Source organism: Empedobacter sp. UBA1574, from assembly GCF_002322895.1.
In the GTDB taxonomy this organism is placed as follows: Bacteria; Bacteroidota; Bacteroidia; order Flavobacteriales; family Weeksellaceae; genus Empedobacter; species Empedobacter falsenii_B.
Genome location: NZ_DCOI01000027.1, coordinates 36,994 through 62,201, shown reverse-complemented (window position 1 = coordinate 62,201; position 25,208 = coordinate 36,994). Strand labels below are relative to the sequence as shown.

The window sequence follows — 25,208 nt, the reverse complement described above, 5'->3', positions numbered from 1 at the left end:
TGTTGCATCACAAATTTAACAAAAGATTTGTAACTTACACCATACAATTTGCGTCTAACGAATAGATTATAGAATTGTATCATCCAATTAATAACTATAAAAATAAATACATGAAAAAAACTTTACTGAGTATATGTCTGGTTTTTGCCTTTGCAAATTCACCATACTTAATGGCTCAAACGAAATCTGGAAACGCAACTTTTGTGACGCAAGTAGAAGGAATTAAGGAATACAAACTACCAAATGGATTACAAGTTTTATTAGTCTCTGATCAATCGCAAAGTAATGTTGTAGTAAATATTGTTTACAATGTTGGTTCTAAACACGAAGGTTACGGTGAAAAAGGAATGGCGCATTTGTTAGAACATATGTTGTTTAAATCAACAAAAAACTTAGGTGATATCAAGAAAATGTTATCTGACAAAGGTGGACGTGCAAATGGAACGACATATTATGATCGTACAAATTATTACGAAGTTTTCCCATCAAGCGACGAAAATTTACGTTGGAGTTTGGAAATGGAAGCTGATCGTATGATTAATGCAACCATTAAACAAGAAGATTTGGACAAAGAATTTTCGGTTGTACGTAATGAATTTGAAATTGGTGAAAATGATCCGTCAAGTGTTTTAATGGAACGCGTTATTTCTGCTGGCTATTTATGGCACAATTACGGAAAATCTACAATTGGATCTAAAGAAGATATTGAGCGTGTAAAAACACCACAGTTGCGCAAATTCTACGAAAAATATTATCAACCAGATAATGCAACCTTAATTATTGCTGGAAAATTTGACGAGAAAAAAACGATGGAATATGTGAATCAGTATTTTGCTTCGATTCCAAAACCAACTCGTGTTTTAGACGAAATTTTAACAGTTGAGCCAGCGCAAGATGGTGAAAAATTTGTTGAAGTAAAACGTGCAGGAGATTCCCAATCTGTTGGTGTAATGTATCACGTTGCAGCATATAGCGATAAAGATTATGCAGCAATTGATGTTTTAAATAATATTTTAACTTCAGATCCTTCGGGATATTTGTACAAATCTTTAGTTGACACACACAAAATTGCTTCAATTTGGGCGTATAGTCCAGAAGTTCGTGATGCAAGTTTCTTCTATATCGGAACTGAAATTCCAAAAGAGAAAAACATCGAACAAACGAAAAATGATATTCGTGCAGAATTAGACAAAGTTGCTACAATTAATTATACTGATCAAGATGTACAACGTGCGAAAGCAAGTATTGTGAAAAACATCGAAAATCAAAAAAATAATACGATTAATTATGCCATTGGTTTAACAGAAATTGTTGGTGCGGGTGATTATCGTTTAGGTTTCTTATACCGCGATAATATCGAAAAAGTAACCAAAGAAGATGTAAAACGTGTAGCTGAAAAATATTTTAAAGCGAATAATAGAACAGTTGGAACTTTTATTCCGACAAAAGATGAAATTCGTGTAAAACCAGCTGAATTAACGAATAAACAGATTACAGAATTAGTTTCGAATTACAAAGGTCGTGCAGTTGAGAAAGAAGCAAAACCATTTGAAGCTTCAATCAAAAACTTAAAAGCTCATTATGCAGAAGGAAAATTGAACAATGGTCTAAAATATGGAATCATCGACAAAGAAATTAAAGGTGAAAAAGTAATTCTTTCATTTAATTTACCTGTTTCGAATGAAAAAGATTTGGCAAACAAAGGAATGATCGGTCAATTAACGGCTGAATTGTTAATGTCTGGAACGAAGAATTTAACAAAAGAACAAATCAAAGATCAATTAGATGCTTTAAAATCTTCGGTTGGATTTAGATTTGGAGGACAAAATTTATCTGTAACAATTAATACGTACAAAAATTCATTAGACAAAACAATGGATATCGTGCGTCAAATCATTACAGAACCAACTTTTCCTGAAGCTGAATTAGCAAAATCTGTAAATGAATACACAACATATTTAGATGCAAATACAAACGATCCGCAAGCATTAGCCTTCAACGAAATTAGTCGTTTAACATCTAATTATCCTAAATCTTCTATTTTTTATACAGCTTCTTTTGCTGAAACAAAAGATGATTTAAAGAAAATCAAACAAGCTGATTTAGTTGATTTTTATAAAAATATTTTAGGTGCACAAAATGGTGTTGTTTCTATTATTGGAACAAATGACAAAGCGAAAGTTGAAAAATTATTAAACGATACTTTTGGTAAATGGAATAGCAAATCGAAGTACGAAAAAGCGTATCCAACTTTTACAGCAACGAAAAAAGAGGATAAACTTTATAACATTCCAGACAAAGAAAATGCTGCTGCAGTTGGATCAATTAACTTCAAAATGAATCGTGAAAGTGCTGATTACGCCGCAATGGTTATGGCAAATGAAATGATTGGAAGTGGAGGATTTTTATCTGCTCGTATTCCAATGCGATTAAGAGAAAAAGAAGGAATCAGCTATGGTGCAGGTTCATATGTTTCGATTCCAAACGATCCTAAAAACGATGTAGCTTCTTGGGGATATTATGCATTTTTAAACCCTACAAAACGTGAAGCAGTTGAAAAAGCATTGAAAGAAGAAGTTGCAAAAGCATTGAAAGATGGTTTCACAGCGGACGAATTGAAAACAAATATTGTAAGTTGGAAAAACGGTCGTACAACTTCTTTGGGAACTGACGGAACTTTGTTAGGCTTATCGAATGGTTATTTATTGAATGGAATTACGTTTGATGAATTTGATAATTTAGAGAAAAAAGTAGATGCTCTTAATGTAAACCAAGTAAACGAGGTTTTCAAAAAGTACATTTCTTTAGATAAATTAACTTCTGTTTACACAGGAACTTTTGATAAAAAGTAAATACAATTCATATTAATTAAAAAAAAGCTTCAGAATAATCTGAAGCTTTTTTTATGATTTATTTAGAATAAGAATCTGCATAATTATTCATTTTCGGTCTAAAATGTGAAAAAATTTGTTAAAAAATCCTCATTTTAACATCATACTAAGTTTTTGGCATCATAATTTCTTAACACTAAAAACAATAAAAAAACAATTAACCTTAAATAATAGTTCATATGCAAGGATTAGAAGAAAACAATCAACCAACAAACAAAGGAAAAAATGGTTTAGTAGTTCCTTTGGCATTAGTCGGAATCTTATTAGCAGGAAGTGTAGGATATAATATTTATCAAGCAAATCAGATCGGAAATCTTGAAAAAAATGAATCTTTAAATTCTCAAATCCTTAAAAACGAAACAGGTCAAAAGGATCAAATTCGTAAACAATATGATTCGATTTTAAACGACTATACACAATATAAAGCACGCATCGAAGATCGTAACAATTTATTGAGCGATAAAGAAAATATGATTCAGTTAAAGAATCAAGATATTCAAGAAATTTTAGATAAAGACAATCCAACTGCAGAGGAAATGAATCGTGCTCGTAAAATGATTAACGATTTAGAAGGAAGTGTAAAAAATTACAAATCTGAAGTTGCTCGTTTACAAAAAGAAAATGCAATTCTTGTACGTAGCGTTGACGAATTAAATAATAAAAATTCTGCTTTAACAACAGACAACAACAATTTAAGAGAAAACAATAAAGAGTTAACATATAACTACGAAACAGAAAAAAGTGTTCGTCAAAAAGACAATGCAATTTCGAAAGGAAAGATCAATGAATTAAGTTCAACTTTATCTGTTTCTAATCAACAAATCAAAGGAATTCGTGTAAGAAATAGCGGAAAAGAAGTTGAAAAAACACGTGCAAAACGTATTGATAAAATTCGTGTTTCTTTTGATGTAGATCGTAATTCGAGAACAGAATCTGGAGACAAAAAATTATATGTTGCTATCTATAATCCTGACGGAACATTAGGAAGATATGGAAATGCGCAAGGCGGACAAATTGAATTGAGATCTGGAGATACAGTTAATTTCTCTGATGCAATCAACTTTAATTACACAAACGGACAAACAAAAAATATTACGTTTGATTGGGAAAACGAGGAATTCCAAAAAGGAGTTTACACGTTCAATGTTTACGAAAATGGATTTAAGATTAGTCAAGCAAAAATAACCCTAAACTAATTATTGACACAAGACTAACCAAGAAAGCTCAGCAATTGCTGAGCTTTTTTTGATTTAATATATCTTTTAAATATTATCGTTTCAAAAGATTGATACTAACAGTTGCCAATTCACTGTTTGGATATTTTTTGAACAATGTTTTATCTGGAACTAAACCAGTTTCTTGACAAATTCGATGAAAAACATCGACTTCTACAATATATTGATCCGAAAATCCATGCGTTGCATCATACGCTGTTGCAGGTGTATTTCCTAAATTCTCCGCCGTTAAATCTGGAGCAATCGTATGTAATTCGATCAATAACAAACCAAATTTATCTACATAAGGCGCCCATTTTTTGAGATGATTCAATAAATTTTGTTCCACATCATTATTTGACAATCGTTTTCCTCTAAACGCAAAAGCTCCTGTAGAAGCACTAATTCGATTTGTTTTGATATCTTCTACATCTTCCCAAATTCGATTATGATCTAAAAATGTTCTAATGTTTAATAAATCACTCAACTCTATTGAATAATCATTTTTCAAATCTGTTGCCAAACGATCTGGATCACCAATATCACCCCAAATCACTTTTGCCCAAATATCATTTTTAATTAAATTGGCACGCGTTACTTTCAGCGCTGCTTGATTATAATCTGCACCAACCAAAAAAAGTGGATATTCGTCGAGATGTTTTCCCCGTAAGGTTTGACGTTCTATCACATCATACAAATGTTGTAAAAGCGCTCCATTCCCGCATCCCATATCCAAAATTCCTTTCGGTTGCTCTTCTATTGGACGATTAAAAATATCTACAATAAACTCATCAATCACTTTGAAATAAGTGGAATGCGCTCCTCCACTACCCCAAACATTCATTTCGCGATTCACGTGTTGTTCATCTTCGCCTTCGGTAATTTCACGCAATTTTGTTGGCGAACCAAAAAGCAAATCATTCAACTTCGCGAACATTGGTAAATAAGAAACTGTAACACCATAAGATGTTGCACGGCGCGCAAAAAATAATCCTATTTCTGTGAATTTATAGTTTTTTTCGTGTTTTGTAAACCAACCTAATTCGGTTAATCGTTCCAATATTTTCTCGAAAGTTTGTGGGTTTTTGTGAAATTCATCTGGATTGAAAGAAGCTTCCATAAAGTATTTATGAAACAAACCACTCATTCCCATTCGCACAATAATTGGTCCAACTAAAACGCCTTCGATATGTTTGGTAATTTGATAATGCAAAGGTTTTTCAAGAAACTCTTCGTCGTCAGCAGTCATCAAATAAGTTTTATATTTATCAAATAATTTAATCCATTTTTTACAAAATTCATCCGAAAAATCATGTTGATTAATTACTTCATTTTCTGCCAAAAAAACAGCTAAATCATGGTAAATATCAACATTAGTAAATGCGCGATCTGAATATTTATTGGTTTGAATCTCGACGCTATTTTCTGCATTATTCACTGAATATTCTAACATATTCTGCGAAGCCAACACACGCAAAGCAACATTTAGATAACCTTCGTTTGCCTGAAATTCGTTTGTCAATTCTTCTAACTGTATAGTTTTACGCTCGACGATATAATGCAAAGCTCCTTTTTTAGCCAAAGCACTTAATACCGGAGCCGTTACCAAACCATCGAGATGTCTAAAAATTAACGATCTCAAATATTTTTTATCCATTTTGGGCGATTTTTTCTACTATAAATATATTGAAAATTGCGAAAAGTTGATGTGAAGGTTATTGTAAAATTTTAAAAATTAGAAATTAAAAAAAACCTCATCTATTGACAAGGTTTTTGATGTATTTGATTAATCAATTTTGATAAAATTACCATTCAAATCAAATTTCAAATCGACATTATTTTGTAAAAATTCTACTTTTATTTCTTTGTCTTTTGTATCCATTTCAATTGATTTCGCATCGATTTTAGGATATTTTGATTGAAGATATTTTTGAATATTATCTGGGAAAAATTTAATCGGAATCGCTTTTCCTAAACCATTTTTCACCTCCTTCCAATCACCATTATCTGTAAATTCTATTTTTGTTCCGTCTTTCAACTGAATATTATATGTTGTGATATTGCGTTCAACTTCTTTTATCGCATTCACAAACTCCATATTACCAAAGTTTTTCGAAACAAAATTTTGTGCATTAATAGGTAAACTATTTGCTGAAATCACCGTTTCATTTGGATCAATATTTACCGTTTTTTGTTGACCATTATCTTGTAAAACCTCATAAGTATTTTGTGAAGTCGATGACTCTGGATGATTCGCAATATCACTTTCCGAAACAATTGGCTGTTCTGCAACTTCAGATTTACTTGTGATAACTTCTGAGTTTTCTGTTTTCTTCGATTCACACGAAGAGAAAACTAAGCTTAAAATGGCGGCTGTTGATAAAATTATTTTTCTCATGATTTGGATTTTAAACGTTTATCAACAAGCATTATACCATAAAAAAAGCTGATTAAAAATTTAACCAGCTTTTAAGAATTTATTTTTTCTTCTGAACTAAAATCAGGTATTCCCAAGGTTTTAATTTCAGTTTTGTTGTTGCATCAAATGTAACATCTTCGTTGTTCATAAAGTTTTTGTACACACCATTAATTGGAACTATAATTTCTTTATTTGCTTTCGTAAAATTCGCAATAAAATAAGCTTCTGTCGTATTTTTATGACGTTTGAACGCTAAGATAGATTTATCATCAGATGTTTTCAAACGTTCGTAAGAAGCCGCTTTTTTCGCTCCATTAAATGCTTCATTTGTGATTTTAAGTTCTCCTAACTTTTCATAAACGCCACGCATTTTTGCTGTTGGATTACGATCAATAGAATCTTTGACAAAGAATTTTAAACGACGATTAAAATCTTCTTCTTGTCCATTATAAATCAATGGAATTCCAGGTAAAGTATACGTTAATGCAGCAAATGTTTCTACCGCATCACCCATTCTTTCGTATTCAGTTCCAGCCCAAGAATTTTCGTCATGATTTGATGTGAATAATAATTTGTAATCATCTGCTTGCCATTTTTTCGGAATCGAATCCATGTACGCATCAATCGCAGAAACATTCTTTTTACCTTTTGCAATATCATTCATGATATGATGAATTTCCCATCCGTAAGCGGCGTCAAATGCATCATTTGCTAATAATTCTGGTTTCTCCGTTTCAGCTAACATAAAAATTTCGCGACCATTTGCCAATTGCGGTTTTGCTTCATTCCAAAAATCTGTCGGAACTTCGTGCGCCATATCACAACGGAAACCATCAATTTTGAAATCATCTAACCAATATTTCATATCGGCAATCATCTGTTTGCGCATTTCTTTGTTATCGAAATTTAATGCCACAACATCCGACCAATCGTAAGGAGAATGCATTTTTCCGTTCTTATCTTGTTCGTACCAATCGGGATGTTGTTTTACCCAAGGATGATCCCAAGCCGTGTGATTCGCAACCCAATCCAAAATCACATAGATTCCGTTTTTGTGCGCTTCATCAACTAATTTCTTAAAATCTTCGGCATTTCCAAATTCTGGATTGATTCCTCTATAATCTTTGATCGAATAATACGAACCTAAACCTTCTTTTCGATTTTCTTCTCCAATTGGATAAATAGGCATAATCCAAAGGATTTTAACACCTAATTTTTTGATATTCGAAATCTCATTTGTTACCGCAGCAAAAGTTCCTTCTGGCGAAAATTGACGAACATTCACTTCATAAATCACAGAAGTTTCCGCCATATCAGCCGTAAAAGGCAAAATACTTTGTTCTTTCCTTTCTTTTTTAACGTCTTCTGACTTTGTTTCCTTTTTGCTTTCACAACTTGTCAAAAACAAAGTTGTTATCAAGGTTAAACCAACTATTTTTTTTATCATTTTTCTTCTATTACTTCTCAAAAAATTAATTCACTTTTTCCAATAATACAATATCAGAAGTCGTATTCAATTCTAAATTTCCGTTCACAACTTTTCCTGAAAAACCTGAATAAGCATCGCGAATTTTAGTACCATCTTTCCAGATAGAACTTACATTAATTGTTTTTTTACCAATTGGCATTTCCAATCCAATCACCACTTCGTCTGTTTTATATTTTCTTGTAAAAATATACGGAGAATTTTGCAAATCTGTTTGATTTCCTGCTCCAACCGCTGGATGATCTCGTCTAAATTGTCCTAATTTTTGGTAATGATTCAATAATGATTCCGTTTCTGAATTTGGTTTAATAACTTCCCAGTTCATATTCGAACGAAGATTTGCATCTCCATCAACACCTTCAATCTCTAACGGACGAGCCGTTTCGTCTCCATAATAAATTTGCGAAATCCCTGGCGCCAATAACAATCGAGTTCCTGCATCCCAAGGATTTTGACGATTTTTATCAAAAGGCGAACCGTCATCGTGCGAGGTAATGTAGCTCATCACAGACTTTCCTTTCATCTTATTTTGAAGAATATCATTGTATCGATCAAAAACAGTTTGATTAGATTCTTTTTGAGTTGAACGCAAATCGAAATTGATTAATGCATCAAATCCATTCTCGAAATAATTAACTGTTTTATCAGGAAAATTATATTGCTGACCATCATTAATCGAATATCCATAAACTTCTCCTAACAAGAAAAACTTATTTTGATCCAATACTTTTGTAGGATTATTCGTTTTATATTCTGCGAAAGCATCTTGACAAATTTCTTCGAATTTCTTCCAAACATTTTCTTCCGTATGTTTCACCGTATCGACACGATAACCATCAATTCCATACTTTCTAATATAATCTGAAAGCCATTTCATAATATAATATTTCGGTGCTTTTGGAAGATTATATTTCGCGAAAAAAGCATTCAATTCAGCAACTTCTTTGTCTAAACGACCTTCTTGCGACCATTTTGCTAACAATTGCGGGGGCAACATCACATCATTTTCTGATTCCGTTAAAATGTCTGGAAGATTTTTTACCAACGTACATTCAATCGTCGTTTTGTAAGACTCATAAGTACATTGTGGCGAAACACGAACCCAATCAGCAGGAAACACACCATCCGAATTTGTAACTGGACCTGTGTGATTAATCACCGCGTCCAACATAATACGAATGCCTTTCGCATGTGCTTTGTCTACTAATTCCTGTAACTCTTTTTCAGTTCCCCAGTTTTTATCAATCGACGTCCAATCTTTTGTCCAATAACCGTGAAATCCATATGTTTTTCCTTGTCCTTCATCAACATATCCATGAATTTGCTCCACAATCGGTGTCATCCAAATCGCATTAACTCCTAAATCTGAAAAATAATTATCTTCGATTTTATTGATTACCCCACGAAAATCTCCTCCTTCAAAACCTCTTAATTTAGATGTTTTAGCAGTTCTCCCGTAATTAACATCATTCTTTTTATCTCCATTCTCGAAACGATCGGTCAATAAAAAATAAATATTTGCACCATTCCAAACAAATAGTTGTTTTTCTGAATGATTTGTCTGCGTAGCTTGTGTTGTTGTTTTTGAACAAGAGCTTAAAAACAATGAAGCTATTCCTAACGTGAAAAGTATTTTTTTCATACTAAAAAGTTTTGAGTAGTAAGTTTTGAGTATTGAGTAACAAGTTTCTCAATACTCATCACTCATTACTTATTTAATTTCTTTGATACTAATTGCAAAACCTCCACCAGCTTGAGATGTTAAATCTAAAACAGATTTTGAATCAACCTTTTTTGTTTCAATTTTATAGGCTTGTGGATTTGTTTTGTAATGCGCATCTTTTGCATCTGCATAAATTTTCGCTTCGTATTTTTTTCCTTTATCTAAGAAATCTAATTTAATTTTTGTTGAACGAGGCGTTTCACCATTTACATTTCCAACAAACCAATTGTTCGAATTTTTATCTTTACGCGCAATTGTTAAATATCTTCCTGGTTCAGCTTCCAAATAATTAGAATCTTGCCAATCTACAGGCACATCTTTGATGAATTGAAATGCATCAGAAAATTGTTTGTAATGCTCGATAATATCAGCAGCCATTTGTAAAGGAGAATACATTGTCACGTATAAAGCCAACTGATTTGCAATCGTAGAATTAACTTGAGAATGATTGTTTGGATTTAATTTTTTCACATCCATTTCGAAAATACCAGGCGTGTAATCCATTGGTCCACCTAATAGACGTGTGAAAGGTAAAACCGTTACGTGATTTGGTTTAGAACCACCGAAAGCTTGGTATTCTGTTCCACGTGCAGATTCGTTTCCGATTAAATTTGGCCATGTACGCGCAACTCCTGTAGGACGAACCGCTTCGTGTGCGTTGACCATTATTTTATAATCAGCCGCTTTTTCGATTGCATATTGATAATGATTAATTGTATTTTGGCTGTAATGATAATCTCCACGAGGAACGATATCACCAACATATCCACTTTTTACAGATGTATAACCATTATCGTTCATGAATTTATATGCTTTATCCAAATGTCTTTCGTAATTACGAATTGATCCCGAAGTTTCGTGATGCATCATAATTTTTACACCTTTTGATTTTGCATATTCATTTAATGCTTTTACATCAAAATCTGGATAAGGCGTTACAAAATCGAACACATAATCTTTGTGATTTCCGAACCAATCTTCCCAACCTTCGTTCCAACCTTCTACCAATACCGCATCGAAACCATGTTTTGCAGCAAAGTCAATGTAATTTTTTACATTTTCGTTATTAGCCGCATGTTTTCCATTTGGTTTTGCGTTTTTATAATCCGTTATTCCTAATTGCACTGTAGAAAAATCGTCTGTATAAGCCCAAGAACCACGACCTGTAATCATTTCCCACCAAATACCTACATACTTCACTGGTTTGATCCATGAAGTATCTTCAATCTTTGATGGTTCATTTAAATTATATACTAATTGTGGCCCTTTAAACGCAATATCTGCCGCATTATCACTTGCAATAACTGTTCTCCAAGGTGTATTAAAAGGCGCTTGTAAATATCCTTTATCACCTAATGCATCAGGCGTTAACCACGATTCAAATACTAAATTTTTATCGTTTAAATTTAGATTCATTGCTGGATAATTGATTAAAGCTGCTTCATGAATGTTGATGTATAATCCATTCTCAGCTTTCATCATTAATGAAGTCTGAACTCCTGTTTTAGAAAATGATTTTTGTGATGCATTTCCAGTATAGGCTTGATCAAATAATCCTCTAATTTCTGATAACTTTGATTCTGTGTAATCATATTCTTGCGTATCATAGTCACCCGGAATCCACCATGTTTTGTGATCTCCTGCCATAGCAAATTGAGAATGCTCTTCTTTTATCACAAAATATTTTAAATTCTTTTGCTCAGGAAATTCGTAACGGAATCCTAAACCATCATCAAATAATCGGAATCTAATCACCATTTGACGATCTGTTTTCGGTTGAGAAACTGTAACTGCTAATTCGTTAAAATTATTTCTGATTTTAGCTACTTCTCCCCAAACTGGTGTCCACGTTTCATCAAAAGTTGAAGTCTTTGTATCTACGATTTGAAAACCAGATACAAAATTTGTAAATGCATTTTTATCTCCGACTTGATTTTCCCATTCAAAACTCATTTGATTGTTCGCTTTAAATTCGAATCCTAAAGTTGAAGGTTTGATGACATCTTTCCCTTTGTATTTTAATTGATACGTTGGTTTTCCATCTTTCGATAAAGAAAAATCTAATTTGAAATTTCCATTTGGTGATTTCAATTCTTGACCGTAAACGACGCTCATCATTGAAATTCCTAACGCTATAATTGATTTTAAGTGTTTCATTATAATTTGTTTATTTTTTATATCTATATTTTTTTGTCTTTTTGAGATTGCCGAAGAATTAATTCTCCAATATTCTTTTCTTGATAAAAAAGTATTCAAATTGTCAAGCTAAATTTATTTCAGCTTCTCATCATCTTTAATTTGATCCTGCACTTCGACTTCGCTCAGTGACCTATTCAAGATTACTTTAAATAACATTCTAAGCTTATCAAAGAAGCTTAAAAATACACTTCGACAGCTCAGTGTGACAATTTATTAATGAGAATTGAAAGAAGTTCTACGTAAAACGTATCACGTAGAACTTAAAACATTTTCTACTTTATTGGAAAAATCGAAATTGCTGTTCCTCCACTCGCCGCTAAATTCAATTTCAGTTTTGATTTTGAATTTACTTTTACTTTTTTGATGTCGTATGCTTTTGGATTTTTATCCCAATGTGCATTTTTCGCATCTTGGTAAATTGTTGCTTCGTAAGTTACTCCAGGCGTTAAGAAATCTAATTTAATTTCAGTTTTTCGAGGATTTTCATCTGTAATCGCACCTACAAACCAATTCTCCCTTCCTTTTGCTTTACGCGCTACTGTTAAATAATCACCAGGCTCAGCTTCTAAGTATTTTGTATCGTCCCAATCCACTGCCACATCTTTGATGAATTGGAAAGCATCGGCATACTTCTCGTAGTTTTCTGGTAAATCGGCAGCCATTTGTAACGGAGAATATAACGTCACATATAAAGCCAATTGTTTCGCTAAAGTGGTATGCACTTTTGTATCACGACCAACATTATACACTTTCATTTCTGTTTCAAAAATACCAGGCGTATAATCCATAGGACCACCTAACTGACGTGTGAAGGGTAGAATGGTTTCGTGCGCTGGAGGATTTCCATAACTCCATGCATTAAACTCGTTTCCTCTCCCTGCCTCAGCAGCAATATAATTTGGATACGTACGGTGATAACCCGAAGGACGAGAACTCTCGTGTGTATTGACTAAAATTTTATTTTCAGCGAAACGCTCTACCGTCCAATTGAAATGATTGACCATTGTTTGTCCATCGTGATATTCTCCTCTTGGAATGATGCGACCAACATAACCTGTTTTTACTGCAGGATATTCGTAATGTTTCATTACCTCCATTGCACGGTCAAAACGACGTTCGTAGTTGGCTACTGAACCAGAAGTTTCGTGGTGCATAATCATTTTTACACCTTTTGATTTTGCATAAGCAGAAATTTCTTTGATATCGAAATCAGCATAAGGTGTTGTGAAATCGAAAACATCTTCTTTCCAGTTCCCATACCAATCTTCCCATCCTTCATTCCAACCTTCCACTAAAACTCCGTCGAATCCGTGTTTCGCTGCAAAGTCGATGTAACGTTTTGTATTTTCTGTAGTCGCTCCGTGAGGAAATTTAATTGCCTCCTGTCCGACTTGGTTTTGTGCGTTTTGAGTTCCTTGACGATCCCACGTTGATTTCCCAACGTGCATTTCCCACCAAATTCCGACATATTTCATTGGTTTAATCCAAGATGTATCTTCAATTTTTGATGGTTCATTTAAATTTAAAATCATTTGAGGACCTTTCCCTACGATATCTCGGGCATCATCTGATACCATTATTGTACGCCAAGGTGTGTTGAAAGGCGCTTGTAAATAAGCTAAATCTCCAATTGCGTTTGGTGCTAAATGCGATTTGAATTGATAGGAGTTTTTATCAAATTCTAAATGCATTACTGGATAATTAACCACTGCAGCTTCGAAAATATTTAAGTAAATATTATCCGAAGTTTTCATTTGTAATGGCGTTTGAACTGAATTTGGTTTCCCAATTGATTTCACTCCAATCCCATTATTCATATCAATTTTACTGTGATCGATTCCTGAAATCTTCGATTCGATGTATGTATATTCTTGTGTATCGAAATCACCAGGTAACCAAAATGTTTGATGATCTCCTGTTAAATTAAATTGTGTTTTTTCTTCTTTTACGACAAAGTAATTTAAGTTTTGTTGCTTCGGAAATTCATAGCGAAAAGCTACACCTTCATCAAAAACTCGAAACGTAACATTTACATTTCGGTTAGTAGAAGTTTGCGTTAATTGAAACGTACCTTCGTTATGAATATCTTTAATTTCTTTGTATTCTCCTAAAACAGGTTGCCAAGCATCATTTACTGATTTAGTCGTATAATTTGTAACTGTAAATCCGTTTTCTAAAGCTTCTGCATCTTTTAAAATGAAACCTAATGTTGAAGGTTTTACAATTTCTTTTCCTTTATAAGTTACCGAATACGATGGTTGACCATTAGCTGTTAATTCGAAGTTAACTTTTACTTCCTTTGATGGCGATTCAATGATTTGGGCATTTAATGCGCCTATGGCAAGTAAAGTAAATATAGTTGTTGTTAATTTTTTCATTTGCTTTTTACGTTGTACGTGATATGTTTTACGTTATACGATTTTGTTATTCTGAGCTTTTTAAGAATTATAAAAAACATTTCGACAAGCTCAGTGTGACAGTAATTCTATTTCATCAATTCAATAATCATCGAAGATTTTCCATCAATTGTGATTTCACCGTTTGGATGAATTGTGAAATCTTGATTCGATAAAATATCTTTTCCAGTATGATATCCTTTGATCGATTCTTCAAAACGATCCAATTGGAGGGTTTGCTTATCTAATTTATTATTTAAAATCACCATTACCGATTCGTTGTCATTGTATCGGAAATACACATAGACATCATTGATTGGTGCATAATGTTTGGTTTTACCGGAATGAATCACCTCTTTATTTTTACGCCAATTGAATACTTTCGCTGTAAAATCATAGAACGCTTTTTGCGTTGCTGTTCGTGAATTTGGATTAAATGCATTTTGTGTATCAGACTTCCAACCACCAAGAAAATCTTGACGAATTGCTGCATCTCCACCAGTATTTTTATCTCCAGCCATACCGATTTCAGTGCCGTAATAAATTTGTGGAATTCCACGAACCGTTCCGATTAAAGTCGTTGCTAGTTGATACGGCTTAATATCTCCTTTGTAGATTTCGTTCCAACGTTCGGTATCGTGATTTTCAAAAAAGACCAATAAATTATTGATGTCTGGATATAAGAAATCATTCGTGAATGATTCGTAGATTTTCACCAAACCTTTATCCCACGATTCTTCTTCCTGAAAAGCTTTCGTCATATTTGCATACAACGAAAAATCCATCACCGCTGGTAAATTCGAATTGTACCCCGCCATTTCACCGATTTTCGAATCTTTTTGCCAATACGATACATGAGCTGGCGAATGCATCCACGCCTCTCCTACTACATTTAGATTGGGATATTCATCTGTAATTGCTTTTACCCAAGTTGCCATTCCTTCTTTGTTATTGTAAGGATATGTATCTACACGTAAACCTCCTAATTCGGCATATTCTATCCACCAAATGGCATTTTGAGTGATGTACTTTAATACTAATGGATTTGCTTGATTGATGTCTGGCATCGTCGTATCGAACCAACCATTTAATGCGCCTATTTTATCAATCTCTGAAGCATTAGGATCAAATTGGGTTGTTGTTCTATAATTCGAACGACGGAATCCATTTTCTCCTTCTGGAAATGTATGGATCCAATCTTTTGAAGGTAAATCCTGAATCATCCAATGTGAGATTCCCCAGTGATTCGTGACATAATCTTGAATCAAATACATTCCACGTTGATTCAATTTCTGAGACAATTCACGGTATTCTTCGTTTGTCCCGTAACGACCATCAATTTTATATAAATCGGTTTGAGCATACCCGTGATACGAATATTCTTTTTCATTGTCTTCGTTTACTGGAGTTAACCAAACTGCAGTGGCTCCTAAATTTTGGATATAATCTAAGTTGTTGATAATTCCTCGTAAATCTCCTCCGTGACGACCACCTGGCAATTGACGATTAACTTTCTCACGCAATTCTTTTTTCGAATCATTGCTTTCATCTCCATTGGCGAAACGATCCGGCATAATTAAATACACCACATCTTTTGATGAAAACGATGAACGATTCGCTGAATTTGGTTGACGATCTTTTAACTCGTATGTATACGAATCAACGATTTTATTTTTGTTTTTGATGTTAATTTTGAATGATGATTTGTTTACTTCATTCGTATTAATCGTTACAAAAACATAATTTGGATTTTCAGTTTTCTGTAAATTTTGAATTTTTACATTATCCGATAATTCAATATTGTATTTACTAATATCTTTTCCATAAACCAGAATTTGAACTTCTGGATTTTTCATTCCTTTCCACCAAAACATTGGCTCTACTTTTTGAATCTGTGCAAAAGCAAATGTTGATAGGAAAGATGATAATAATAGTATTTTTTTCATGTGTTTTGTTTTTTAGATTCCTCCATTCTGCGGAATGACATTTACTTTATTGTCGTTAATGAACTTGTCATTCTGAGTTTATCAAAGAATCTTTTTAAATTCTCTGTCCAGCTGAACTTGTTTCAGCTTCTCATTCTCTTCTTCATGCGATCCTGAAATGAATTCAGGATGACTTTTTTAAAATACGTTTTCAGAATAAACTTAGAACTTAAAACATCTATTCTAAATAAAAATACCCTGAAAACCGAAGCCTTCAAGGTATTAGATTCCCTTTATTAAATCGAAGGCTGAACAACTACTTTCTGGTCGAAAACATAAACCTCTAACGGTTCTGTTCCTTCCAGTTCAAAAATTGTTTCTCCTTTATTTACAATAACTTTTAGGATTTGATGACGGAAATTGACTTTGAACGAAAAACCTTCCCATTGTTCTGGTAAACGCGGCTCAAAATACAATTGATCGTTTTTCACACGCATTCCACCAAATCCTTCTACAATCGACATCCAAGTTCCAGCCATAGATGTGATGTGTAATCCTTCGTGAACTTCTTTGTTATAATCATCTAAATCTAAACGAGAAGTTCTCAAATAAAATGTATATGCTTGCTCCATTCTTCCTAACGTTGCTGCTTGGATGGAATGAACACAAGGCGATAATGATGATTCGTGAACCGTTAATGGTTCGTAAAAATCAAAATGTTTTTCTAATTGATCTCTTGAGAATTGATCTTCAAAATAATAGAACGATTGTAAAACGTCAGCTTGTTTGATGTAAGCCGAACGTAAAATTCTGTCCCAAGACCATTTTTGATTAATTGGACGTTCTTCTTTTGGTAATTCAGAAACAGGTGTTAAATCTTTATCCAAGAAACCATCTTGCTGTAAATAAATTCCTAATTCTTCGCTAAAAGGAAAATAAATATTCGATGCAACTTCTTTCATCTCTGCTAATTCAGCATCAGTAATATTTCTCTTTGCAGCGATACGAGCAAAATCTTCTGGATAATTTGTTTTGACATTTTCAACTTGTTCCAACAAATAATTCATACACCATTGTGCACAATAATTAGAATGGAAATTGTTGTTAACGTTATTTTCGTATTCGTTAGGTCCCGTAACACCTAACATCACATATTGTTTTTTCTCGTTTGACCAATTCACACGCTGTTTCCAAAAACGTGCAATTCCTAATAAAACTTCTAAACCAGCTTCAGGAATGTAGGTTTGATCTCCCGTAAAACGAACATAATTGTAAATCGCAAATGCAATCGCTCCGTTTCGGTGAATTTCCTCGAATGTAATTTCCCATTCGTTGTGGCATTCTTCACCATTCATCGTAACCATCGGATACAAAGCTGCTCCTTTGTTGAAACCTAATTTCTCTCCATTTTCAATCGCTTTATCCAATTGATTAAAACGATACATTAATAAGTTTCGCGCAACTTCTTGATTTTTTGTTACCATATAAAATGGCAAACAATACGCTTCTGTATCCCAATAGGTAGAACCTCCGTATTTCTCTCCTGTAAAGCCTTTTGGACCGATATTTAAACGCGCATCTTTTCCAGAATACGTTTGATTTAATTGAAAAATATTAAAACGAATACCTTGTTGCGCTTTTGTATCACCTTCTATAGTGATATCAGCCATTTCCCAAATCTTTGCCCAAGCTTCTTTTTGGTTTATTAACAATTGTTCATAACCTTGTTCATTTGCTTGAGATAATACATTTTCGGCAGCGTTAATTAATTCATTTTTAGGATGATTTGTCGAAACAACATAACCTCCAAATTTCTCAATTGTCGCGGTATCATTCGCTTTTACCTCAACTTCATATGTAAATTCTACTTTTGTTTCAGTTTTAACATCACTTGTTGGTGTATTTTGTTGATAACTTCCATTTACCAAGATTTTATTCTGCATAAATGTTACGACTTCAAAATGAGTTTTGAACGTACGCCCTTGTACAAAACCTTGTTCACCTTTAATTTCAGAAAAAATTGGTTCCCAAAAAATCTCTTCCCAGTTCGCATCTTCGTTCTTTACAGCTGCATCAACATAAGGTTTGAAGACAATTTTCGCATCACCATTGATTGGTTTGATGTCATATTTAATTGCTCCTAATTCATCTAAATTAGCAGAAAGAAAACGTCGAACAAAAACCTCAATTTCTAATCCTGAAGGTAAAATCGCAATAAATGAACGATCCAATAAACCTTCTTTCATATTCAATTCGCGACGGAAATTTTTAACTTCTTTACAAGTGTTTAAATCAAATTTTTCACCGTTAATTTCGATGTCAATTCCAATCCAAACTGGCGCATTTAATACTTTTGCAAAATATTCTGGATAACCGTTTTTCCACCATCCCACTTTTGTCTTGTCAGGATAATAAACGCCGGCAATATAGCTTCCTTGAAATGTATCACCTGAATAAAATTCTTCGAAATTGGCACGTTGTCCCATTGCTCCATTACCAATAGAAAATAAACTTTCAGACGATTTTACACGATCTTTTTCAAACCCTTCTTCGATAATTGACCACGCATTCGGGATGATATAATCTTGATTCATTTTGTTAGTTGTATGTAGTTTGTATAATTATTGATTGATTAATTCGACCAAGAAATCCTCTGAGATTTCAGTAAAATTTTTAAAGTTGTATTTCGCTTCATTCAAAACCGAAGCTTCTCCAATTCCGATGCTTGTCATTCCTGCTACATTTGCTGCTTCAATTCCTGCAACAGAATCTTCAAATACAATTGAATTTTCGTTTGTTTGATTCGCTTTTTTCGCTCCAACGATAAAAACTTCTGGATCTGGTTTTGCGTTAGAAACATCGTTTCCATCTACGATATCATCGAAATAATTTAGAATATTAACTTTCTCTAAAATTGGACGTGCATTTTTAGAAGCTGATCCCAAAATAATTGGTTGATTGTTTTCTTTTAGAAAGTTTAAAACGTCCATAACGCCTGGTAAAATTTCAGAATCGTCCATCTTATCAATGTATTCTAAATATTCTTTGTTCTTCTGAATTAACCATTCGTTTTTCTGCTCATCAGAAGCTTCAACATTTCCCAATCCAAGAATAATTTCTAATGATCGCACACGAGAAACACCTTTCAATAATTCGTTATGTTCGTGCGTAAAATCGATGTTTAGATTATTCGCTAATTTTTTCCATGCTAAATAATGGTACTTTGCAGTGTCGACGATGACACCATCTAAATCAAAAATAAATGCTTTAGTTTTCAAAATGATTATGCTTTGATTGGTTCATCCACATCTTTTACGCGCGTTACAAAAAGTGCTGCAATAATTAGCGCAACACCGCTGGTAACAATGGCGAAAATTGGATTATCGTGATATAAATATTTTACAATTGGACCGCCTAACAATGCGTTGACGATTTGAGGCATACAAATGAAGAAATTGAAAATTCCCATGTAAACACCCATTTTTTTCGCTGGAATTGCTCCCGCTAAAATTGCATAAGGCATCGATAAGATACTTGCCCAAGCGATTCCTACTCCGATCATGGAAAGGATTAGTAATTTTGGATCGTGAATAAAATAGATTGAAATTAATCCTAATCCTCCACAAATTAATGAAATAGCATGTGTTGTTTTTCGACCAAATTTTAAGGCTATTGCTGGTAAAAAGAAGGCGAATATTGCAGAAATTCCGTTGTAAACTCCGAAGATAATTCCAACCCAATCCCCTGCTTTTTGGTACGTTTCTGAATGTGTATCACTCAAAGACAAACCGTACACATGATGAGCGATTGCAGGCGTAGCAAATACCCACATACCGAATAATGCAAACCACGTAAAGAACTGTACCAAACCTAATTGTTTCATCGTTTTTGGCATATTCCCAAAATCGGTAAAAATCTGTGTTAAGCTTGCTTTTTCTTCAACAATTGGTTCTCTACCTTCTGCTTTTTCGAAAGCGTCTAATTCTTCTGGCGAATATTCTTTTGTTGTAAAAATGGTAATTAAAACGGTTACAATAATTGCAATTGCTCCAATAATGAATGATAAAATTAAGTGAAACGGAACTTCTCCTTCCGCTGCAATACTTGAAACACCAAACCAGTTGCTCAAAATATAAGGCAACCACGAACCGACAACAGCTCCTAAACCAATAATTACAGTTTGAATTGAATATCCTAATGTACGTTGATCCGAAGGCAACATATCTGCTACAAATGCACGCATCGGTTCCATCGCGATATTGAATGAAGCATCCATTATCATCAAGAATCCAGCACCCATCCATAATGCAGGCATCAATGCCGTAAATGCACCTGCTTGTGGCATTAAGATTAATCCGAAAGAAGCCAATAAAGCTCCTACTAAAAAGTATGGTTTTCTTCGTCCAAATTTAGACCAAGTATTATCTGAATAATGACCAATAATAGGTTGAACAATCAATCCCATTAGCGGTGCAACAATCCAAAACCAAGACAATTCGTGCACATCGGCACCAAATGAACTTAGAATACGGCTCGCATTTGCGTTTTGCAAGGCGAAACCCATTTGAACTCCTAGATATCCGAAACTTAAATTCCAGATTTCAAGAAATCCTAATCTACGCTTTCTCATTATCGTAATTTTTTTATGTATTTTACGATAAGCGTTTTATGCTTATCAAAACTATATTTTTGTAATTTGAGAAGTAAAAATATGTTTTGATTTGTTTACAATGTTAAAACTTTTTTTTGGGATTATTGCAACTGTAACAATTATTTAACCAAAAAAAACTTACTAAATCGTTGTAGTTTCTCTGTGTAATAATTCTGTTCCGACAACTTCGGTAATGTAATGCTCATGCTCGTTTTCTGACTCTAATTTTTGAATCAATAAACGCGCTGCAATCTCACCCATTTTGAATGCATTTTGTTTGACTGTAGAAATGCTTGGAATTGAGTTCTTGGAAATTACACCATCTGTAAAAGCTATTAAATGTAATTCTTCTGGCACTTTGATTCCTTTTTTCAGTGCTGCTCTCAACACTTTTACGGCATATAATTCATTTACTGCCATTACTGCGTCAAATTTATTTTTTTCGAAAAACTCATCAATCATAGTGTCCAACTGACTCTCGTCTTCTACACGCAAAATCAAGTTTTCGTCAACTGCAATTCCATTCGCTTCTAATGTTCTTTTATATCCTTCGGTTCTTAAGCGTCCAACACTTATATAATCTGGCGTTGTGATAAAACCGATTTTCTTGCGTTCTTTACTTATAAAATACTGAATTGCTTCTTGTGTCGCAAGTACATCATCAATAATCACTTTATCAGTATAAACCTCACGCGTTACACGGTCGAACATCACAACTGGCATTCCTTGGTTGATGATTTCTTTGATATGATGATAATCTTTTTTGGCTTGAGTTTCTTTCGAAAGAGAAATCACAAATCCGTCTATACTACCCGCTGCAAGCATCTCCATATTAATCACTTCACGTTCGTACGATTCATTTGACAAACATATTAAGACATTATAACCATATTGATTGGCTAAATTTTCGATTCCACTAATTACCATCGCAAAAAAATCGTGAACGATTTCGGGAATAATCACGGCAATGGTTTTCGTTTTACGATTCTTTAGACTTAATGCTATATTATTCGGTTTGTAGTTGTATAATTTTGCAAATGCCTGAATCTTTTGTTTCGTTACAGCACTAATCTCTTCGCTATTTTTCAACGCCTTAGAAACCGTTGATATCGAAACATCTAACTCTTTTGCAATCTGTTTTAATGTCAAATTCTTTTTCATAATCTTCTTTCTACCTTAACCATCAATCTTATTCTACTAATTTCCGTCTTTTTTATTAAAAATTAACATGCTATAACAATTAATTTAATTATTTATTAACACGAAAACGTTTTCGTTTAACTAGTTAGTGTATTACATACACAATCAATCAATTAAACAACTTATATTTGGTAATGAGAAGTAAAAATATAAATTAATAATTAACGAAACAAAACAAAAAATATATGAGGATTTTAAAACAATCTCTTCTAGCATTAGTTTTATCAAGCCCTGCTATTTTATCTGCACAAACTGCGATAAAAGGAACAGTACAAGATAGCGCTAATAACACGGTTTTAGCTGGTGCAGATGTTTCGAACATTACAACAGGAGAATCGACAGTTTCTGATGAAAAAGGAAATTTTACATTAGAAGCGAACGATGGTGATATAATTGTTATCAGTTTTTTTGGTTATGACGATCAAGAAATAACTTTTGCGGGACAAACGCAATTACAACTTCGTATGTCTAAAACGACAGAAAACTTGAAAGAAGTAGTTGTAATTGGATATGGTACAGCTAAAAAAGAAGATGTCACAGGTTCTGTAAATCAATTAAATTCAGAAGATTTCAACAAAGGATCAATCACTTCTGCGCAAGAATTAATGACAGGGAAAATCGCTGGTGTTGTGGTAACATCTGCTGGTGGAGCTCCTGGTGACGGTCAAAACATTATCATTCGTGGTAATAGTTCGTTATCATTAAACTCTCAACCATTATATGTAGTTGATGGTGTTCCTTTATCTGAAGTAAATATTGGAGGTTCTCGAAATCCTTTGGATTTCTTAAATCCTAACGACATCGAAACGATGACTATTTTGAAAGATGCTTCTGCAACTGCCATTTATGGTTCTCGTGCTGCGAATGGGGTTGTAATGGTTACAACTAAAAAAGGAAAAGGAAAAAAATTCCGTTTTAATTATAATTCAATTACATCAATTTATCAACCAGAAGGTTATATTGATGTAATGAATGCAGATCAATTCCGTGAATTGGTAAAATCTGTAGGAACAGCTGACGAAATTTCTCGTTTAGGTAACGCAAATACAGATTGGCAAAAAGAAATTTATAGAACAGCTGTAGGTTTTGATCACAACTTTAGTGCAACAGGAAATATTGGAGGTAAAATGCCGTCTCGTTTTTCTATTTCTAACACAGATCAAGATGGTATTTTGAAAGGAGATAACATCAATCGTACAACAGCTTCTATGAACTTAAGTCCATCTTTCTTAGATGATCACTTAAAATTTGAATTGAATGCTCGAGGTTCTTATATCGAAAATCAATTTGCAAACAGAGGTGCAATTGGAGCTGCTTTAGAGTATGATCCAACTCAACCAGTTTATTCTGGAGCAAATATATTTGGAGGTTACCACACTTGGATGGACGGATCTGTTAAACACAATTTAGCGCCAACTAACCCAGTTGCATTAATCAACGAAAACAGAGATACATCAGAAGTTCGTCGTTTTGTAGGAAATGCAAAAATGGATTATAAATTACATTTCTTACCATCTGTTACTGCAACAGTTAATGTAGGTTATGATATTTCTAATGCGAATGGACGTAATGTAACAACTGCAAATATGCCAAACTCTTCTTTGACATGGGATGGTTCTAAAACAACATTTAGCGCACAATTCTACAACAAATTATTTGATGCATATTTAACATTCAACAAAGATTTTGGACAACACGGATTAACTGTTGTTGGAGGTTACAGTTATCAATACTTTAATACATACAACACCAATTACGATAGTGAATTAGAACAACAAGGTTCTGATCAATTTACATTCGTAGACCGTGATCACTATTCTTTACTATCATACTTCGGACGTTTAAACTATAATTTTGATAATCGTTACATCTTAACAGCTACTATGCGTGCAGATGCTTCATCAAAATTAAGCCATGACAACCAATGGGGTTATTTCCCTTCTGCAGCTATTGCATGGAATATCTCTAAAGAAGAATTCTTGAAAGGAAGTTCTGTTGTAAATGATTTGAAATTACGTGTTGGATATGGTAAAGTTGGTAATGTGAACGGATTAGGAAACTTCCAATTCTTAACGCGTTATCAAGGATCAGAATCAACTGCTTATTATCAATTTGGTTCAACATTCTATCAAACTTATCGTCCTCAACCATTTAATGGTGATTTAAAATGGGAAATTTCTAGTACATTAAATGCTGGTATTGATTACTCTTTATTCAAAAATAGAATCTATGGTACATTAGACGTTTACAAGAAAAAAACAAGTGATTTAATTGCGAGTGTTTATGTAGATCCATTTACAAACTTTGGAAATATGATCGATAAAAATATCGGTGATATGGAAAATAAAGGAATCGAATTTAGCATCAATGCTGATATCGTAAAAACAAAAGATTTTGATTGGTCTTTTGGATACAACATCGCTTTTAATGATAATAAAATTGTCAACTTACCTACTGATAATATAACAGGTGGTATCGATGGAGGAACTGGTAACAATATTCAAATTCAACGTGAAGGAGAAGAACCATTTAGTTTCTACGTATACAAACAAATTTATGATGCAAACGGAAAGCCTATCGAAGGAGCTTACGAAGATTTGAACAACGACGGAATCATCAACGAAAAAGACCGTTATATTCACAAAAGTCCTTTCGCAAAAGTAACAATGGGATTCAATACATTCTTCCGTTACAAAAATTGGGATTTAAGTGCAACTGCTCGTGCTAATATCGGAAACTATGCTTACAATAACATGGCTTCGTCTAAAGGTTACAGCAAAAAAGCGACAGGAAATGGTCAAAACTATTTATCTAATGTGCTTTCAAGCTACTACAACACAGGTTTCACAAGTATCACAGAAACTAATTTGTTAAGTGACCACTTTATAGAAGATGCATCTTTCTTCCGTATTGATAACATTACATTAGGTTACAACCTAAAACAAGCAATCAAAGGATTAGATATTCGTCTTTATGGAGCGGTTCAAAACGTAGCTGTATTCACAAATTACAGTGGTTTAGATCCTGAAATTTACCGCGGAATTGATAATAGTTTTTATCCAAGACCGAGAACGTATGTATTTGGTTTAAATGTTAATTTCTAA

General features: G+C 33.4%; 14 protein-coding genes. 3 read left to right on the top strand and 11 right to left on the bottom strand.

The window, feature by feature from the left end:
• Positions 1-170: 170 nt before the first annotated feature.
• Positions 171-2,852 carry a M16 family metallopeptidase gene (locus B3578_RS07900; RefSeq protein ID WP_257468010.1) on the top strand — a complete coding sequence of 894 codons (2,682 nt, stop codon included), beginning with the start codon at positions 171-173 and terminating at the stop codon, positions 2,850-2,852.
• Positions 2,853-3,070: 218 nt separating this feature from the next.
• A complete protein-coding gene (locus tag B3578_RS07895; RefSeq protein ID WP_038331054.1) occupies positions 3,071-4,087 on the top strand; it encodes a hypothetical protein in 1,017 nt (338 codons plus the stop codon).
• Positions 4,088-4,160: 73 nt separating this feature from the next.
• Here the strand turns inward: B3578_RS07895 and B3578_RS07890 are convergent, their stop codons facing one another.
• The 11 genes from B3578_RS07890 to B3578_RS07840 form a co-directional block, all read right to left on the bottom strand.
• Entirely contained in the window at positions 4,161-5,762 is a 1,602-nt protein-coding gene (locus tag B3578_RS07890) for a class I SAM-dependent methyltransferase (protein ID WP_221853989.1), read from the bottom strand.
• 129 nt (positions 5,763-5,891) lie between these two features.
• Positions 5,892-6,503, bottom strand: coding sequence for a PepSY-like domain-containing protein (locus B3578_RS07885; RefSeq protein ID WP_291047718.1), 612 nt, complete (start codon positions 6,501-6,503; stop codon positions 5,892-5,894).
• Between the two features lie 79 nt (positions 6,504-6,582).
• On the bottom strand, positions 6,583-7,971 hold the full coding sequence (locus B3578_RS07880) for an alpha-amylase family glycosyl hydrolase (protein ID WP_291047717.1): 1,389 nt from the start codon (positions 7,969-7,971) through the stop codon (positions 6,583-6,585).
• Positions 7,972-7,996: 25 nt separating this feature from the next.
• Positions 7,997-9,652 carry an alpha-amylase family glycosyl hydrolase gene (locus B3578_RS07875; protein ID WP_291047715.1) on the bottom strand — a complete coding sequence of 552 codons (1,656 nt, stop codon included), beginning with the start codon at positions 9,650-9,652 and terminating at the stop codon, positions 7,997-7,999.
• 69 nt (positions 9,653-9,721) lie between these two features.
• Positions 9,722-11,890 (bottom strand): glycoside hydrolase family 97 protein, encoded by a 2,169-nt coding sequence (locus B3578_RS07870; protein WP_291047713.1) that lies wholly within the window; start codon positions 11,888-11,890, stop codon positions 9,722-9,724.
• 314 nt (positions 11,891-12,204) lie between these two features.
• Positions 12,205-14,310 carry a glycoside hydrolase family 97 protein gene (locus B3578_RS07865; protein ID WP_219033777.1) on the bottom strand — a complete coding sequence of 702 codons (2,106 nt, stop codon included), beginning with the start codon at positions 14,308-14,310 and terminating at the stop codon, positions 12,205-12,207.
• 107 nt (positions 14,311-14,417) lie between these two features.
• Entirely contained in the window at positions 14,418-16,274 is a 1,857-nt protein-coding gene (locus B3578_RS07860) for a glycoside hydrolase family 13 protein (protein ID WP_291047710.1), read from the bottom strand.
• A 275-nt stretch (positions 16,275-16,549) separates the two neighbouring features.
• Positions 16,550-18,847, bottom strand: a complete 2,298-nt coding sequence (locus B3578_RS07855; protein WP_291047708.1) for a glycoside hydrolase family 65 protein — start codon at positions 18,845-18,847, stop codon at positions 16,550-16,552.
• Positions 18,848-18,874: 27 nt separating this feature from the next.
• Positions 18,875-19,531 (bottom strand): beta-phosphoglucomutase, encoded by a 657-nt coding sequence (gene pgmB / locus B3578_RS07850; protein ID WP_221853995.1) that lies wholly within the window; start codon positions 19,529-19,531, stop codon positions 18,875-18,877.
• Between the two features lie 5 nt (positions 19,532-19,536).
• On the bottom strand, positions 19,537-20,883 hold the full coding sequence (locus B3578_RS07845) for an MFS transporter (protein ID WP_038331042.1): 1,347 nt from the start codon (positions 20,881-20,883) through the stop codon (positions 19,537-19,539).
• A gap of 162 nt (positions 20,884-21,045) precedes the next feature.
• Positions 21,046-22,065, bottom strand: a complete 1,020-nt coding sequence (locus B3578_RS07840) for a LacI family DNA-binding transcriptional regulator (RefSeq protein ID WP_038331040.1) — start codon at positions 22,063-22,065, stop codon at positions 21,046-21,048.
• Positions 22,066-22,289: 224 nt separating this feature from the next.
• On the opposite strand from B3578_RS07840, the gene B3578_RS07835 reads away from it, so the two are divergent.
• The gene (locus B3578_RS07835; RefSeq protein WP_291047705.1) at positions 22,290-25,208 is read left to right on the top strand and encodes a SusC/RagA family TonB-linked outer membrane protein; all 2,919 of its coding nucleotides are present in this window, start codon (positions 22,290-22,292) and stop codon (positions 25,206-25,208) included.

Coding starts and splice junctions, on each gene's coding strand:
- B3578_RS07875 (WP_291047715.1), bottom strand. CDS start 9,652: ATGAAAAAAATACTTTTCACGTTAGGAATAGCTTCATTGTTTTTAAGC.
- B3578_RS07900 (WP_257468010.1), top strand. CDS start 171: ATGGCTCAAACGAAATCTGGAAACGCAACTTTTGTGACGCAAGTAGAA.
- B3578_RS07895 (WP_038331054.1), top strand. CDS start 3,071: ATGCAAGGATTAGAAGAAAACAATCAACCAACAAACAAAGGAAAAAAT.
- B3578_RS07845 (WP_038331042.1), bottom strand. CDS start 20,883: ATGAGAAAGCGTAGATTAGGATTTCTTGAAATCTGGAATTTAAGTTTC.
- B3578_RS07840 (WP_038331040.1), bottom strand. CDS start 22,065: ATGAAAAAGAATTTGACATTAAAACAGATTGCAAAAGAGTTAGATGTT.
- B3578_RS07835 (WP_291047705.1), top strand. CDS start 22,290: ATGAGGATTTTAAAACAATCTCTTCTAGCATTAGTTTTATCAAGCCCT.
- B3578_RS07855 (WP_291047708.1), bottom strand. CDS start 18,847: ATGAATCAAGATTATATCATCCCGAATGCGTGGTCAATTATCGAAGAA.
- B3578_RS07860 (WP_291047710.1), bottom strand. CDS start 16,274: ATGAAAAAAATACTATTATTATCATCTTTCCTATCAACATTTGCTTTT.
- B3578_RS07865 (WP_219033777.1), bottom strand. CDS start 14,310: ATGAAAAAATTAACAACAACTATATTTACTTTACTTGCCATAGGCGCA.
- B3578_RS07890 (WP_221853989.1), bottom strand. CDS start 5,762: ATGGATAAAAAATATTTGAGATCGTTAATTTTTAGACATCTCGATGGT.
- B3578_RS07880 (WP_291047717.1), bottom strand. CDS start 7,971: ATGATAAAAAAAATAGTTGGTTTAACCTTGATAACAACTTTGTTTTTG.
- B3578_RS07870 (WP_291047713.1), bottom strand. CDS start 11,890: ATGAAACACTTAAAATCAATTATAGCGTTAGGAATTTCAATGATGAGC.
- B3578_RS07885 (WP_291047718.1), bottom strand. CDS start 6,503: ATGAGAAAAATAATTTTATCAACAGCCGCCATTTTAAGCTTAGTTTTC.